We start from the raw sequence: 14,746 nt of genomic DNA on the forward strand, positions 1-14,746 counted from the left end.
CCGGCGGGGCGCTTTTCAGGCGCCCGCGACCGCCCAGGCGGCCAGCCCCGCCAAACCCACCCCCAGCGCGCCGACGCCCCAGGCCAGCCGCTGGCCGAGCACGCGCAGGCCATCCACGGTGCGCACCAGCTGGGCGTTCTGCTCCGCCAGGGACTGGATCAACTGGGCCGATGCCTGCTGTTCGGCTTCGAGGCGCTGCACGCGTTCCAGCAGCATCGCCATGGTTTCCTCGGGCGACGGCGCGGCAGGGCCTGCCTCGGGCGCCTGGGCCGCGGCTTCGGCCGACCGGCGGGAGGCTCCCAGCAAGCGGCGGGCCGCCTGCACGATCTGGGGTGTGGCTTCGATCACGTCGCCCCAAGGCACGAGTTTCAGGGCGGTCATCCATCCGACGGGCATGGCGGCTCGGCTCCCGGTGCTCAGAGCACTTCGCTGGCGAAGTCCGCGAGGCGCGAGCGCTCGCCGCGTGCCAGCGTGATGTGCCCGCTGTGCGGCCAGCCCTTGAAGCGGTCCACCGCATAGGTGAGGCCCGAGGAGCCTTCGGTGAGGTAGGGCGTGTCGATCTGGGCCAGGTTGCCCATGCAGACGATCTTCGTGCCCGGGCCCGCCCGGGTGATCAGCGTCTTCATCTGCTTGGGCGTGAGGTTCTGCGCCTCGTCGATGATCACGTACTTGTTCAGGAAGGTGCGGCCGCGCATGAAGTTCATGCTCTTGATCTTGATGCGGCTGCGGATCAGCTCGTTGGTGGCCGCGCGGCCCCATTCGCCGGCGTTGCCGCCATCGCCCTTGGCGAGGAATTCGAGGTTGTCGTCGAGCGCGCCCATCCAGGGGCCCATCTTCTCTTCCTCGGTGCCGGGCAGGAAACCGATGTCCTCGCCCACGCTCACGGTGGCGCGGGTCATGATGATCTCGGTGTAGCGCCGCTCGTCGAGCACCTGCGTGAGCCCCGCAGCCAGCGCCATGAGGGTCTTGCCGGTGCCGGCCGTGCCCGTGAGCGTGACGAAGTCCACTTCCGGATCCATGAGCAGGTTCATCGCGAAGTTCTGCTCGCGGTTGCGCGTGTTCACGCCCCAGACGGTGTTCTTGGCCGAGCCGTAGTCCTTGAGCGTCTGCAGCACGGCCGTCTTGTCGCGGATCTCGGTCACGCGCGCGAACAGGCTGGGCTCGCCGGGCGCCTCGAAATACACGAACTGGTTGATCATGAGCTGCGGCACGATCGGCCCGCCGATGCGGTAGTACGTGTGCGCGCCGCTCTGCCAGCTCTCCACGTTCTTGCCGCTCTTGGTCCAGAAATCGGCCGGCAGGGCCAGCACGCCCGAATACAGCAGGTCGCCGTCTTCCAGCGCCTTGTCGTTCTGGTAGTCCTCGGCGGCGAGGCCCAGCGCACGCGCCTTCACGCGCATGTTGATGTCCTTGGACACCAGCACCACCTCGCGCGGCGCGTACTTGTTGCGCAAGGCCTCCACCACGCCCAGGATCTGGTTGTCCGCCTTGCCGGGCGGCAGGCTGGTGGGCAACTGGTAGTCCAGCGCCTCGGTCTGGAAATAGAGGCAACCGCCCGCGGCGCGCTGGCCCGTGGCGTCCAGCTTCAGGCCGCGTGCGATGTCGGCGCCCTGCGTGGCGGCGAGCTGGTCGAGCGTGCGGCTGGCCTGGCGCCCATTGCGTGCGACCTCGGTCATGCCCTTCTTGTGGCCGTCGAGCTCCTCCAGCACGATCATCGGCAGGAAGATGTCGTGTTCTTCGAAGCGGAAGAGGCTGGTGGGGTCGTGCAGCAGCACGTTCGTGTCGAGCACGAACATCTTGGTGGGACCGGTGCTCCGGGACTTGCGTGGTCGCGGTGCGGGCTCCTGCACGGGCGCTGCCGCCGGGCGCGCGGCGGGTGCCTCCGCGCGCAGGCCTGCGTTGGCCGCGGCGGGGGCGGGGACTGCCGCAGGACGCTTGGCGGCCGTGCGCCGCGCGGCTGCGGGTTGCGGCGCCGGCGAGGGCGCCGGCGGCAATGCAGAGGCCGGCTGGGCGGTCGGGGCAGCCGCTGCGGCGGGGGCCGCGCTGCGGGCGCGTTGGCGCTGGGCGCCTTCTGCGGTGCGAGCGGCCTTTTTCGCGGCGGTGCGGGGGGCTGCCGCGGCCTCCGGCGCGATGGCGGATAAATCGCTCAGGTCATCGGCGGCCTGCGTTTCTTCCGTGCGGGAGGGGGCGGTGGCGCGGAAGGCGGCTGGGGAGAGCAGGGCTGCGCGCTTCGTCGGTGCGGGGGGCAGGGGCATGGTGCGGGGCCTCAGGAAAACGGAAGAGGGTCAAAAAGCAAAAAGCCGCCTGGATACCGAGGCGGCTTTGTGAGGGAGGGAGCGGGGCGTTGCGTCGTGCAGCAGCATTGAAACCATTATGCACGGTCGCCGTGGCACTCCCGGCGCAGCGCGCAATGCGCGCCTGTAGGCGTTCAGGCCGCCTTCTTGAGGGCCTTGATGGACTTCACCGCCTTGAGGACTTCATCCACGTGGCCCGGCACCTTCAGGCCACGCCATTCCTGGACGAGCACGCCATCGGGGCCCACGAGGAAGGTGCTGCGCTCGATGCCCTTGACCTTCTTGCCGTACATGATCTTGTTCTTGACCACGCCGAACATGTGGCACATCTTTTCTTCGGTATCGGCGATGAGCTCGAAGGGCAGCTCCAGCTTTTCCTTGAAGTCGTCGTGCGACTTCATGTTGTCGCGCGAGACGCCGAAGACCGCAGCGCCGGCCTTGACGAAATCCTGGTACTTGTCGCGGAACTGCATCGCTTCGGTGGTGCAGCCGGGTGTATTGTCTTTGGGGTAGAAATACAGGATCAGGATCTGGCCGAGGTGCGATGTGTTGGAGACCTTGATGCCACCGGTCGCGTTGGCTTCAAATTCGGGAAGGGGTTTGTTGACAACGATCGCCATGGCACTTCAATCTTTGAATGTAGTCGTTGAAAAGCCGGAGGAGTTGTGTGTTATTGCTCTTGAAAGGGCCCCCGACCGCAACCCGTAATTTTACCTTGAAACGGACTCTTTCGCGAATCGCAGTCTGTAACCAAGATACACGGCCGTTTCACGCCCCGGGTTCGAGCAGAAGGGCCGCAACCACGTTGCGGCCTTCGCCGGCCAGGATGTTGTAGGTGCGGCAGGCGGCCTGGGTGTCCATGGTCTCCAGCCCCACGCGCTTCACCATGAGCGGGCGCAGCCAGGCAGGCGGCGGAAAGCGGTTGCGCTGGCCGCTGCCGAAGATGATGACCTCGGCGTCCAGGTCCGCCAGCACGGCGAAGTGTTCGGCCGTGAGGTCTTCGAAACGTGCGCAGTTCCATTCCTGGCGCACGCCGCGCGCGCCGATCACCACGCTGGCGGTGAGCTTTTCGCCGTTGACCGCGATCCAGTCCGGGCCATAGGCGCTGATGGTCTGCGAGTCGGATCGGTCGGGCTGGAATTTCATGGGGTCGGGAGCGTGTGGGGCCTGCGGTGGCTGCCGCCGCGCGGGCGCTGAACAGGGGCGCGGGCGGTGGGTGGAACTGTGGTCAAATTATAGGTTTCGCCAGAGAGGCAATGCCTGCTGGCGGGGTATCCCTGCCCAGTCCCCGTTCCCTCTTCCGAGCCCCTGCCGCGCCCGTTCGCCCGGGTCACCGCCTGATGAAGACGATCCACAAATCCGCCAAGCTGAATAACGTTCTCTACGATGTGCGAGGCCCGATCGTGGATGCGGCCAAGCAGATGGAGGACGAGGGCCAGAAAATCATCAAGCTGAACATCGGCAACCTGGCGCCGTTCGGCTTCGATGCCCCCGAGGAGATCCAGCAGGACATGATCCGCAACCTGCCGAATTCGGCGGGCTATTCGGACAGCAAGGGGATCTTCGCGGCGCGCAAGGCCGTGATGCACTACAGCCAGCAGCAGGGCGTCAAGGGCGTGACGCTCGACGACATCTACCTGGGCAATGGGGCGAGCGACCTCATCACGATGGCCACCAACGCACTGCTCGACGACGGCGACGAGCTGCTGGTGCCCGCGCCCGATTACCCGCTCTGGACGGCGGCGGCGAGCCTGTCGGGCGGCCGGCCCGTGCACTACCTGTGCGACGAGGCCAACGGCTGGATGCCGAACCTCGACGACATCCGCGCCAAGATCACGCCGCGCACCAAGGGCCTGGTGGTCATCAACCCGAACAACCCCACCGGCGCGCTCTACTCCGACGAATTGCTCAAGGCGCTCGTGGAGATCGCGCGCGAGCACGGCCTGGTGCTGCTGGCCGACGAGGTGTACGACAAGGTGCTCTACGACGGCGAGCGCCACACGGCCATGGCCAGCCTGTCGACCGACGTGCTCACGCTCACGTTCAATTCGCTCTCCAAGGCCTACCGGTCCTGCGGCTACCGCGCGGGCTGGATGGTGGTCTCGGGCAACAAGTCGGTGGCCCGCGACTACATCGAGGGCATCAACATGCTCGCCAACATCAAGCTGGGCTCGAACGTGCCCGGCCAGTGGGCGATCCAGACCGCGCTGGGCGGCTACCAGAGCATCAACGACCTGGTCCGCGAAGGCGGGCGCCTGCGGCGCCAGCGCGACCTGGCCTACGAACTCATCTCGGCGATCCCGGGCGTGAGCTGCGTGAAACCGAAGGCGGCGCTCTACATGTTCCCCCGCCTCGACCCCGCGATGTATCCCATCGCCGACGACCGCCAGTTCTTCATGGAGGTGCTGCGCGCCACGCGCGTGATGCTCGTGCAGGGCTCGGGCTTCAACTACCCCGACCAGCAGCATTTCCGCATCGTTTTCCTGCCGCACGAGGACGACCTGCGCGAGGCGATCGGCCGGCTGGCCGGCTTCCTCGCGCAGTACCGCCAGAAACACGCGGCGGCCTGAGGCGCGGCACTGCGGGCGCACTTCCTGTTCCAACCATCGCCGGCAGCGCCACCCTTTCCTGCGCTGCGGCACATCTGACTGAGATACCGATCATGAAACCGATCCAAGTGGGCCTGCTGGGCATTGGCACCGTGGGCAGCGGCGTGTTCAACGTGCTGAAGCGCAACCAGGAAGAGATCCGCCGCCGCGCCGGCCGCGGCATCGAGATCGCGAGCGTGGCCGACCTCGACGTCGAGCGCGCCCGGGCCGTGGTGGGCGATGCCGCCCAGGTGGTGGCCGACGCGCGCGCCGTGATCGCCAACCCCGACATCGACATCGTGGTGGAACTCATCGGCGGCTACGGCGTGGCCAAGGCGCTGGTGCTCGAAGCCATCGCGGCGGGCAAGCACGTGGTCACGGCCAACAAGGCGCTGCTGGCCGTACACGGCACCGAGATCTTCGCGGCCGCTTCGGCCAAGGGCGTGATGGTGGCCTTCGAGGCCGCCGTGGCGGGCGGCATCCCGATCATCAAGGCGCTGCGCGAGGGCCTCACGGCCAACCGCATCCAGTGGATCGCCGGCATCATCAACGGCACCACCAACTTCATCCTCTCCGAGATGCGCGGCAAGGGCCTCGACTTCGACGTGGTGCTCAAGGAGGCGCAGCGCCTGGGCTACGCCGAGGCCGACCCGACCTTCGACATCGAGGGCGTGGACGCCGCGCACAAGGCCACGATCATGAGCGCCATCGCCTTCGGCATCCCGGTGCAGTTCGACAAGGCGTATGTGGAAGGCATCACCAAGCTCTCGGCCGCCGACATCCGCTATGCCGAACAACTGGGCTACCGCATCAAGCTGCTGGGCATCGCGAAGCGCCGCGAGGGCGGCGTGGAGCTGCGCGTGCACCCGAGCCTCGTGCCCGCCAAGCGCCTGATCGCCAATGTGGAAGGCGCGATGAACGCCGTCGTGGTGCAGGCCGATGCCGTGGGCACCACGCTCTACTACGGCAAGGGCGCGGGCAGCGAGCCCACGGCCAGCGCCGTGATCGCCGACCTGGTGGACATCGCGCGCCTGGCGGCCGCCGACCCCGAGCACCGCGTGCCCCACCTGGCCTTCCAGGCCCACACGCTCGACGAGGCGCGCGATGCGCTGCCCGTGCTGCCGATGGCCGAGGTCGTCACCAGCTACTACCTGCGCCTGCGCGTGGCCGACGAAGCCGGCGTGCTCGCCAAGGTGACCGGCCTGCTGGCCGGCGCGGGCATCAGCATCGATGCCGTGCTGCAGCGCGAGGCCGACGAAGTGGGCGGCGAGGGCGCCACGCACACCGACCTCATCATCCTCACGCACGACACGCGCGAGGGCACCATGAACGAAGCGATCGCGCAGATGGAGGCCCTGGCGACGGTGCTGGGGCCGATCGTGCGCATCCGCAAGGAGGAGCTGAACTGATGCACTACCTCTCCACCCGCGGCCACGCGGACCGCAAGCGCTTCTGCGAGATCCTGCTGGAGGGCCTCGCGCCCGACGGCGGCCTCTACCTGCCCGAGCACTACCCGCAGATCGATGACGCCGCGCTCACGCGGCTGCGCGCGGCCTACCACGAGCAGGGCTATGCGGAGCTGGCGTTCCAGATCCTCTCGCTCTACATCGACGACATCCCGGCCGCCGACCTCAAGCGCCTGTGCGAGAAGACGTACACGGCCGAGGTCTTCGGCACGGGCGAGATCGTGCCGCTGCGCCACCTGGAGAACAGCCTCTGGCTGGAGGCGCTCTCCAACGGCCCGACGCTCGCCTTCAAGGACATGGCGATGCAGTTGCTGGGCAACCTGTTCGAGTACGAACTGGGCCGGCGCGGCGAGGAGCTGAACATCCTGGGCGCCACGAGCGGCGACACCGGCAGCGCGGCCGAGTACGCGATGAAGGGCAAGCACGGCATCCGCGTGTTCATGACCAGCCCGAACGGCCGCATGAGCCCGTTCCAGCAGGCCCAGATGTTCAGCCTGCAGGACGACAACATCTTCAACATCGCCGTCGAAGGCGTGTTCGACGACTGCCAGGACATCGTCAAGGCCGTGAGCAACGACCTGGAGTTCAAGCGCCGCTTCAAGATCGGCACGGTGAATTCCATCAACTGGGCGCGGCTCCTGGCGCAGGTGGTCTACTACTTCGCCGGCTACGTGCAAGCCACGGAGTCGAACGACCAGAAGGTGAGCTTCACGGTGCCTTCGGGCAACTTCGGCAACGTCTGCGCGGGCCACGTGGCGCGCATGATGGGCCTGCCCATCGACAAGCTGGTGGTGGCCACCAACGAGAACGACGTGCTCGACGAGTTCTTCCGCACCGGCATCTACCGCGTGCGCGGCAGCGCCGACACGCACGAGACCTCCAGCCCGTCGATGGACATCAGCAAGGCCAGCAATTTCGAGCGCTTCGTGTTCGACCTGCTGGGCCGCGACGCCGATGCGACGCGCGCATTCTTCGGCGAGGCGATCGTGCGCGAGGGCCGCTTCGACCTGAGCGCCGATGCGCGCTTCGCCGAGGCCGCCGCGCGCTACGGCTTCGTGAGCGGGCGCAGCACGCACGCCGACCGCATCGCCACGATCCGCGACACCTACCAGCGCTTCGGCATCACCATCGACACCCACACGGCCGACGGCGTGAAGGTGGCGCGCGAGCACACCGAACCGGGCGTGCCCATGCTGGTGCTGGAGACGGCGCTGCCGATCAAGTTCGCAGCCACCATCGAGGAAGCGCTGGGCCATGCGCCCGAGCGCCCCGCGAAGTTCGAGGGCATCGAGGATCTGCCCAAGCGCGTGCAGGTGATGCCCGCCGACGTGGACCTGGTGAAGGCCTACATCACGCGGCACTGCGACGGGCGCGGCACGCCTGCCTGAGCGCGGCGGGGCCGCCCAGGCGCCGGTTCAAGAGTGAAAACGCATCCATGCCGCCGGATTTATTGAATAGTTTGCTATTAAAAATGTAGCAAACGCCAGAAAGGCTGTGCCATGAAGGTCGTCGGTTTCGCGGGGTTCTCCAACAGCGGCAAGACCACGCTCGTGGAGCAGCTCATTCCGCTGCTGCGCGCGCACGGGCTGCGCGTGTCGGTGGTGAAGCACGCACACCACAAGTTCGACATCGACCAGCCCGGCAAGGACACCTGGCGCCACCGCACGGCGGGGGCGTTCGAGGTCATCGCCTCGTCCGGCCAGCGCATGGCGCTCATGCGCGAATACGCCGAGCCGGCCGAGCCCGTGGTGCACGACCTGATCGCGCGGCTCGATGCGGCCGCGGACTGGGTGCTGGTGGAAGGCTTCAAGGAAAGCGACCTGCCCAAGGTCGAGGTCTGGCGCGCGCCATCGGCCGACTACCCGGCCCACCCCGTGCGCTACGGCACCGATCCCTGGATCGTGGCGGTGGCGGCCGATGCGCCGGCCGCCGGGCTGCCCGTGCCGCCAGGCCCGCTGCCGGTGTTCGACGTGCGCGATCCGCGCGCGCTGGCCGACTGGCTGCGCGCCACCGGCGACCGCTGGGAATACCGCCGGGACGGCCGCACGGAGGGCCGCGCGGATGCCCGTTCGGAGGCCCGCGCATGACGGCCGCGCCCCGCCCCCCGCTCAAGCCGCTGGACGACGCGCTGGCGGAATTGCTCGCGCAGGCCCGGCCGCTGGAGGGCACCGACGAGGTGGACACCTTCGGTGCCGACGGCCGCGTGCTCGCGCAGGACGCCGTGTCGCCGCTGCGGGTGCCGCCGCACGACAACAGCGCCATGGACGGCTATGCCGTGCGGCGCGCCGACGTGGCCGCGGCCGGGGCCGCCGGGCTGCCGGTGTCGCAGCGCATCGCGGCGGGCGCGGCGTCCGAACCGCTCGCACCCGGCACGGCCGCGCGCATCTTCACGGGCGCGCCGGTGCCGCCCGGGGCCGATGCCGTCTGCATGCAGGAGGACTGCGAGCCGCTGGACGGCGGGGCGCGCGTGCGCATCCCGGCCGTGCCGCAGCCCGGCCAGTGGGTGCGCGCGGCGGGCGAGGACATCGAGCACGGCCAGACCGTGCTGGCCGCGGGCACGCGGCTCGGTCCGGCGGCGCTGGGGCTGGCGGCCAGCATCGGGCTGGCGCGGCTGCGCGTGGCGCGGCGTCCGCGCGTGGCGCTGTTCTCCACGGGCGACGAGCTGGTGATGCCCGGCGACGTGCCGCCCGAACGCATGCCGCCCGGCGCCATCTACAACAGCAACCGTTTTTTCCTGCGCGCCATGCTGCTGCGGCTGGGTTGCGAGGCCACCGATTTCGGCATCGTGCCCGACCGGCGCGACGCCACCGAGCAGGCCCTGCGCGAAGCGGCCGCGGTGCATGACCTCGTGCTGACCAGCGGCGGCGTGTCGGTGGGCGAAGAGGACCACGTCAAACCCGCCGTGGCTGCGCTCGGCCGGATCGACCTCTGGCAGGTGGCGCTCAAGCCCGGCAAGCCCTTCGCCTGCGGCCGCATCGGCGAGCACACCCATTTCATGGGACTGCCGGGCAATCCGGTGTCGAGCTTCATCACCTTCGCGCTGCTGGTGCGGCCCTTTCTGCTGCGGCTGCAGGGCGTGCAGGACGTGGCGCCGCCGGTGGTCGCCGCGCCTGCGCATTTCGACTGGCCGCGGGCCGACCGGCGGCGCGAATTCCTGCGCGTGCGCCGGGATGCCGCGGGCGGGCTGGTGCTTTTTCCGCACCAGGGCTCGGGCGTGCTCACGTCCACCGTCTGGGGCGATGGCGTGGTGGACAACCCGCCGGGCCACACGATCGCGCACGGGGACACGGTGCGCTTCATTCCTTTTGCCGACCTGCTCGCATGAACTCCACCGTGCCGTCTTCCCCGCCCGCGCCTTCGCATGCGGCCGCCATCACCGTCACGGTGCGCTACTTCGCCTCGATCCGCGAGGCGGTGGGGCAAAGCAGCGAAACGCTGGCCACGCAGGCCGCCACGCTGGGTGCGCTGCGCGATGCATTGATCGCGCGCGGCGGCCCCTGGGCCGAGAGCCTGGCGCGCGGGCGGGCCGTGCGCACGGCGCTGGACCAGGTGCTGTGCGGCGAAGAGGCCGCGCTGGCGGAGGGCTCCGAGGTCGCGTTCTTCCCGCCGGTGACGGGCGGCTGAGCGGGCCATCGGGCGATGGGCCCGCCAGCGCCCCGCGAGCGCGTCAGGCGGCGGGCCGGTCCAGTTCGTCCAGCTGCCGTGCCTGGGCCCGGGCGGCTTCCTGCAGGCGCAGGGTGAGCGCGGCCGAGGCCGGCGCCATCGGCGCGCGCAGCGCGCCCTCCATCCAGCCTTCGGCGGCCAGCAGCGCCTTGACCGGTGCGGGATTGGGCTCCGCGAAGAACGCTTCCATCAGCGGCTGGAGCGCGCGCCACAGCGCACGGGCCCGGCCCAGGTCGCCCGCTTCGAGCGCGGCCAGGCACTGCACGATGCGCGCCGGTTGCCAGTGCGCGCTGGCCGCGATGGCCCCCGCGCCGCCGAGCGCGGCGGTCGTGAAGATCTGGGCGTCCTCGCCCGCCAGCACCTGCAGCGCGGCGTCGGCGATCAGCGCCTGCGTCTTGGCCGCGCTGCCGCCGCAGTCCTTGAGGGCGCGGATGTTCGCGTGCGCGGCCAGCGTGCGCAGGGTGCCCAGCTCCAGCGTGGCGCCGGTGCGGTAGGGAATGTCGTAGAGCACGAGCGGCACGGCGCTCGCGTCGGCGATGGCGTGGAACCACTGCAGCAACCCCGGCTGCGATGGCCGGATGTAATGCGGTGCCGGCACGAGCAGGCCGGCCAGGGGCAGGGCGCCGAGCTGCCGGGCGCGGTGCACGGCATGGCCCAGGTGGTGGCCCGAGAGCCCCATCACCACCGGCAGCCCGCCGGCCGATCCGAGGATGGTTTCCAGCACGGCATCCTGCTCGCCTTCGTCCAGCGCCGCGGCCTCGCCCGTGGAGCCGCAGGCCACGAAGCCGGCGATGCCCTGGCCGCCCAGCCGCCGCACCAGCGCAGCCAGTGCCGCATGGTCCACGGCCTCGCCCGCGGCGGTGAAGGGCGTGACGAGCGGCACCCACAGCCCCGAGAAATCGCCGTGGGCGCGTGCCTGCGGCGGGGTGGTCAGGGGAGGCGATGCGGGGTCGAGGAGGGGCATGGGAAAGCGGCCTTGCGTGGATGCTGGCCGGGGCATGCGCAACGCAGGAGGGCTGCTATCGGAGCGACGCCGCCTGTGCACCCCAACGGCCAGGGGTTGAAAACCTGCGGGCCAGTGTATCGACGCTGGCGTAAACAAGGCATCAATATCGGCACCGTTGCATGGCGTTGCGCGCCGTTGCAGCGCCACGCCCGGCCGGGGGACGGGGCGGGGCAGGGTGGCTCAGCCCGCGGCGGGCGCGTCGTGCGGCCCGGGCGCGGCGGGCAGCTCGGGGCTGCGCCAGTTCAGCAGCTCGGCCAGGCGCAGCACGGTCCAGCGCGCCTCGGGCGGCTCCACGCCCGAGCCCGGTGCGCACAGGCCGGCATGGATGCGCAGCAGGATGTCGGACTCCGAGGGCGCCTGCACGTGGTAGAGCGTCTGCGCCTGCTCGACGAGGTGGTTGGCGAGGTCTTCGCACAGTTCGTAGCGCTCGCGCACATCGGCGGCGGGCCGCGTGAGGCGGGAGCGCGCATCGCTGTGGACCGCGATGAAGGAGGGCGGCACGTGGATCTGGTTGTCGTCGTTCATCGTGGGGAGGCGTTGGCGTGCGGAGGCCCGTAGGTGGGCGGCAGGGCGGTGGGCGCAGCGGCAGTGCGCCGTCAATCGGGGGTGAAGAGCCGCTCGAAGCGCTCGGCGTCGGCGGCCAGCTCGCAGGTGACCAGCTGGCCCATCTTGTTGTCCGCGCTGCGGCACGCGGCGAACAGCGTGGCCGGGCCCTTCAGTTGGTAATCGGGCAAATGGATCAGCGCGTACGGATGGGCCACGAACACCTGGTGCGGGAAGACGGTCCGGTGCTGGTTGCGCGGCGAGGGAAACAGCACGTAAAGATCGGTGGTGATGGTCTGCGTGGCCATGGCGTGGGAGAGAGAAAAGGAAGAGCGGGAGAGAAGGGCGCACGGGGCAGCGGGGCGCGGCCGGCCACTGTAGCAAACCGGTCCACGGACCAAGGGCGCCACCGGAGCCGGCGGCGCGGTGCCGCGCCGAGGCGCGGGCCCCCTCCGTTCCCGTGGACAATCCAGGCCCATCCCCCCACTACCGCACACCGCGCCGCAGCACGGCGCACGAGGACCTTCCGCATGGCACGCCAGGACAAGAACGCATGGGCCGCAAAGGTGTTCGCCCTCATCCAGGGCGGGCAGGCACAGGCCGCCATGGCCCAGATCAAGGTGGCGCCCACGGCCGGCGATGTGGCCCGGCTGCAGGCGCTGCTGGCGGCCGTGCCGGCCACGACGCCCGCCCGCCGCCAGCTCGATGCCTTCATCGAGGAAGAGCGCGCGCTGCTCGCCGCGCCCCGCCTGCACCGCGCGCCCTGACCGGCGCCCGATCCCCCCTTGCCTTGCACGACACCATGGCCGATCCGCTCGCTTCTTCTTCCATCGCCCGTGTCTCCATCCAGGCGCAGGATTTCGACGTGTCCACCGAGCTGGCCGCCCTGCGCGCGCAGGACGCGCGCGTGGGCGCCGTGTGCTGTTTCGTGGGCACCGTGCGCGACCGCAGCGATGGCGATGCCGTCGCGTCGATGGAGCTGGAGCACTACCCCGGCATGACCGAGAAGTCGATCGAGGCGATGGTGGCCGAGGCGCTGCGGCGCTTCGACATCTTCGCGGCGCGCGTGGTGCACCGCGTGGGCCTGCTGGCACCGCAGGACCAGATCGTGCTGGTGGCCGTCACCTCGGCGCACCGCGGCCAGAGTTTCCAGGCCTGCGAGTTCCTCATGGACTGGCTCAAGACCCAGGCGCCGTTCTGGAAGAAGGAAGCCACGCCGCAGGGCGCGCGCTGGGTGGATGCCCGCGTGAGCGACGACACGGCGCTGGCGCGCTGGGGCATCGACTCCCGCAATGCTTGAGAGCGCGTCCAGGATCGCTGCGATGAGAGGTTTCGGCTCCAGCTAGGGGAAATCCCGCGGAGCGGAATCGGAGGTTCCCCGGTACCGTTGAGTCACAAGGCGAAAAGCCACAAAACGTGTACTCAGAGGGTCAGGGAGGGAGCAGCATGCAGGCTGTCGTTTTTACGGTAGCGGACTATTTGCTCGCGCGGCTGAAACAGTTGGACGTGACCGAGGTCTTCCAGATCCCCGGCGACTACGTCAAGCATTTCACGCAGGCGCTCGAGCGTTTCCCCGGCATCGCCACCATCGGCGCCGCCAACGAGCTGGACGCGGCCTATGCCGCCGACGCCTATGGCCGCACACGCGGGCTGGGGGCCGTATCGCTCCAGTACGGCGTCAGCACCTTCAGCGCGCTGAACGCCATCGCCGGGGCTTACGTGGAGCGCAGCCCGGTGATCGTCATCAGCGCCTCGCCCGGCGCAGACGCCCGCAACATCACCGACATGTACGGCGTCACGTACCACCACTCCACGGGGGATCTGCACGCCGACCAGAACGTGTTCGAGAACGTGACGGTGGCCGCCCGCACCTTGAGCACGAATGTCGGCGCGGCCGAGGCCATCGACCACCTGATCGTCGAGGCGCTGACCCACAGCCGGCCGGTCTACATCGCCTGCTACAAGGAGGTGTGGGGCCAGCCCTGCCCGCGCCCGCCCCGGACGCCGCTGAAGGCGCGTGAACTCAAGGGCCCGCCCGACGCGCTGCAGAACGCAGTCGAGCAGGCGTGGGCCATGATCGCCGCGGCCCGCAAGCCCGTCATCCTGGCGGGTGAGGAAGTGCTGCGCTTCGGCCTCTGCGGCCTGCTGCAGCAGATCATCGACGCCAGCGGCTTCCTCTACACCACCACTTCCCTGGGCAAGACGGTGCTGGACGAAGGCGGTCCCAAGTTCCTGGGCACCTATTCGGACGAAGCGGCCATCCCCAGCGTGATCGAGGCGGTCCTGGATGCCGACTGCGTGCTGTGCCTGGGCACCTTCATCACCGACGACTACCTGATCTTCATCCAGAAGCAATACGCCAACATGGTCCTGGCCACGGCGCAGGGCGCGCGCGCAGGCTACTTCAAGTACCCGGACGTGGTGATGAAGGAGTTCATGCAGGCGCTGCTCGCGAAGTTCAAGGGCAGCAAGGCCTATCCCGCCAAGGCCGTCGCACCGCCGCAGCCGGCCTATCCCGAGCCGTGGAAGAGCAACTCGGACCCCAAGTTCGACGCGCAGCCCGAGGTCATCACCTTCAACCGCTTCTTCCAGCATTCGATGCACTTCCTGGCCGAAGCCGGCCACCTGGACGAGATCGTCATGCCGCTCGGCGTCAGCAGCTCCATGTACGTGGCCACGAACGCCTACGGCATGCGCCAGGGCAGCTTCATGGCCTCGGCCGCCTGGCAGTGCGTGGGCTTCGAGACCGGCGCCGCCAGCGGCGCCCAACTGGGCAGCCGCAAACGCGCATGGGCGGTGGCGGGCGACGGCGGCGTGATGATGGTCTGTCAGGCCATCAGCACCCTCGCCAAGTACAAGCTCAACGGCGTCATCTTCGTGATGAGCAACCAGGTCTATGCCATCGAGCAGGTGTACGTGGACATGGATGCCTTCCAGACGGGCCAATTCGACACCTTCGACATCCTGCCCCACTGGAACTACCTGGCATTGGCCCAGGCCTACGGCGCCGAAGGATTCCGCCTGGAGACCGTGTCCGACCTGAAGGCGGCGCTGCCGCAGATCTGGAAGGTCAAGGACCGCCCGGTGCTGGTGGAGGTCGTCATCCCCGCGACCGACCTGGCCGGACAAATGAAGCGCCTGGGCAGCGAGTGACGCCGGCCGGGCACCTCCTTCACCCCCCCACGA

Annotated in this window: 16 protein-coding genes; 9 read left to right on the forward strand and 7 right to left on the reverse strand. The window is 69.3% G+C overall.

What is annotated here, in order from left to right; translation table 11 throughout:
• Window positions 1-15: 15 nt before the first annotated feature.
• The 4 genes from BM144_RS01540 to BM144_RS01555 form a co-directional block, all read right to left on the reverse strand.
• Entirely contained in the window at window positions 16-396 is a 381-nt protein-coding gene (locus BM144_RS01540; RefSeq protein WP_092949110.1) for a hypothetical protein, read from the reverse strand.
• A gap of 20 nt (window positions 397-416) precedes the next feature.
• Window positions 417-2,255, reverse strand: a complete 1,839-nt coding sequence (locus BM144_RS01545; RefSeq protein ID WP_092949112.1) for a PhoH family protein — start codon at window positions 2,253-2,255, stop codon at window positions 417-419.
• A gap of 173 nt (window positions 2,256-2,428) precedes the next feature.
• Window positions 2,429-2,914, reverse strand: a complete 486-nt coding sequence (locus BM144_RS01550; RefSeq protein ID WP_092949114.1) for a peroxiredoxin — start codon at window positions 2,912-2,914, stop codon at window positions 2,429-2,431.
• Between the two features lie 148 nt (window positions 2,915-3,062).
• A complete protein-coding gene (locus tag BM144_RS01555; RefSeq protein ID WP_092949116.1) occupies window positions 3,063-3,440 on the reverse strand; it encodes an Mth938-like domain-containing protein in 378 nt (125 codons plus the stop codon).
• A gap of 194 nt (window positions 3,441-3,634) precedes the next feature.
• On the opposite strand from BM144_RS01555, the gene BM144_RS01560 reads away from it, so the two are divergent.
• The 6 genes from BM144_RS01560 to BM144_RS01585 all read left to right on the forward strand — a co-directional run bounded on the left by BM144_RS01560 (window position 3,635) and on the right by BM144_RS01585 (window position 9,972).
• A complete protein-coding gene (locus tag BM144_RS01560) occupies window positions 3,635-4,864 on the forward strand; it encodes a pyridoxal phosphate-dependent aminotransferase (RefSeq protein WP_092949118.1) in 1,230 nt (409 codons plus the stop codon).
• A 92-nt stretch (window positions 4,865-4,956) separates the two neighbouring features.
• A complete protein-coding gene (locus BM144_RS01565) occupies window positions 4,957-6,291 on the forward strand; it encodes a homoserine dehydrogenase (protein ID WP_092949120.1) in 1,335 nt (444 codons plus the stop codon).
• Entirely contained in the window at window positions 6,291-7,736 is a 1,446-nt protein-coding gene (gene thrC, locus BM144_RS01570; protein WP_092949122.1) for a threonine synthase, read from the forward strand. The genes BM144_RS01565 and thrC overlap by 1 nt, the downstream gene beginning before the upstream one ends.
• A 111-nt stretch (window positions 7,737-7,847) precedes the next feature.
• Window positions 7,848-8,435 (forward strand): molybdopterin-guanine dinucleotide biosynthesis protein B, encoded by a 588-nt coding sequence (mobB, locus tag BM144_RS01575; protein WP_092949124.1) that lies wholly within the window; start codon window positions 7,848-7,850, stop codon window positions 8,433-8,435.
• Window positions 8,432-9,673 carry a molybdopterin molybdotransferase MoeA gene (locus BM144_RS01580; RefSeq protein WP_092949126.1) on the forward strand — a complete coding sequence of 414 codons (1,242 nt, stop codon included), beginning with the start codon at window positions 8,432-8,434 and terminating at the stop codon, window positions 9,671-9,673. The genes mobB and BM144_RS01580 overlap by 4 nt, the downstream gene beginning before the upstream one ends.
• A complete protein-coding gene (locus BM144_RS01585; protein ID WP_092949128.1) occupies window positions 9,670-9,972 on the forward strand; it encodes a MoaD/ThiS family protein in 303 nt (100 codons plus the stop codon). The genes BM144_RS01580 and BM144_RS01585 overlap by 4 nt, the downstream gene beginning before the upstream one ends.
• Window positions 9,973-10,015: 43 nt before the next feature.
• Here BM144_RS01585 and dapA read toward each other — a convergent pair whose 3' ends face one another.
• From dapA to BM144_RS01600, 3 genes are all read right to left on the reverse strand, one after another.
• The gene (dapA, locus tag BM144_RS01590; protein WP_092949130.1) at window positions 10,016-10,975 is read right to left on the reverse strand and encodes a 4-hydroxy-tetrahydrodipicolinate synthase; all 960 of its coding nucleotides are present in this window, start codon (window positions 10,973-10,975) and stop codon (window positions 10,016-10,018) included.
• Between the two features lie 222 nt (window positions 10,976-11,197).
• On the reverse strand, window positions 11,198-11,542 hold the full coding sequence (locus tag BM144_RS01595) for a hypothetical protein (RefSeq protein WP_092949132.1): 345 nt from the start codon (window positions 11,540-11,542) through the stop codon (window positions 11,198-11,200).
• 71 nt (window positions 11,543-11,613) lie between these two features.
• Entirely contained in the window at window positions 11,614-11,868 is a 255-nt protein-coding gene (locus tag BM144_RS01600) for a hypothetical protein (RefSeq protein WP_092949134.1), read from the reverse strand.
• A gap of 222 nt (window positions 11,869-12,090) precedes the next feature.
• Between BM144_RS01600 and BM144_RS01605 the strand changes: the two genes are divergently transcribed.
• The 3 genes from BM144_RS01605 (at window position 12,091) to BM144_RS01615 (ending at window position 14,713) form a co-directional block, all read left to right on the forward strand.
• Window positions 12,091-12,327 carry a hypothetical protein gene (locus tag BM144_RS01605; RefSeq protein WP_092949136.1) on the forward strand — a complete coding sequence of 79 codons (237 nt, stop codon included), beginning with the start codon at window positions 12,091-12,093 and terminating at the stop codon, window positions 12,325-12,327.
• Between the two features lie 35 nt (window positions 12,328-12,362).
• Window positions 12,363-12,860, forward strand: a complete 498-nt coding sequence (locus BM144_RS01610) for a molybdenum cofactor biosynthesis protein MoaE (protein ID WP_175525910.1) — start codon at window positions 12,363-12,365, stop codon at window positions 12,858-12,860.
• Between the two features lie 146 nt (window positions 12,861-13,006).
• The gene (locus BM144_RS01615) at window positions 13,007-14,713 is read left to right on the forward strand and encodes an alpha-keto acid decarboxylase family protein (protein ID WP_092949138.1); all 1,707 of its coding nucleotides are present in this window, start codon (window positions 13,007-13,009) and stop codon (window positions 14,711-14,713) included.
• Window positions 14,714-14,746 lie beyond the last annotated feature (33 nt).

It is taken from the genome of Paracidovorax konjaci (assembly GCF_900112675.1).
Classification (GTDB): Bacteria; Pseudomonadota; Gammaproteobacteria; order Burkholderiales; family Burkholderiaceae_C; genus Paracidovorax; species Paracidovorax konjaci.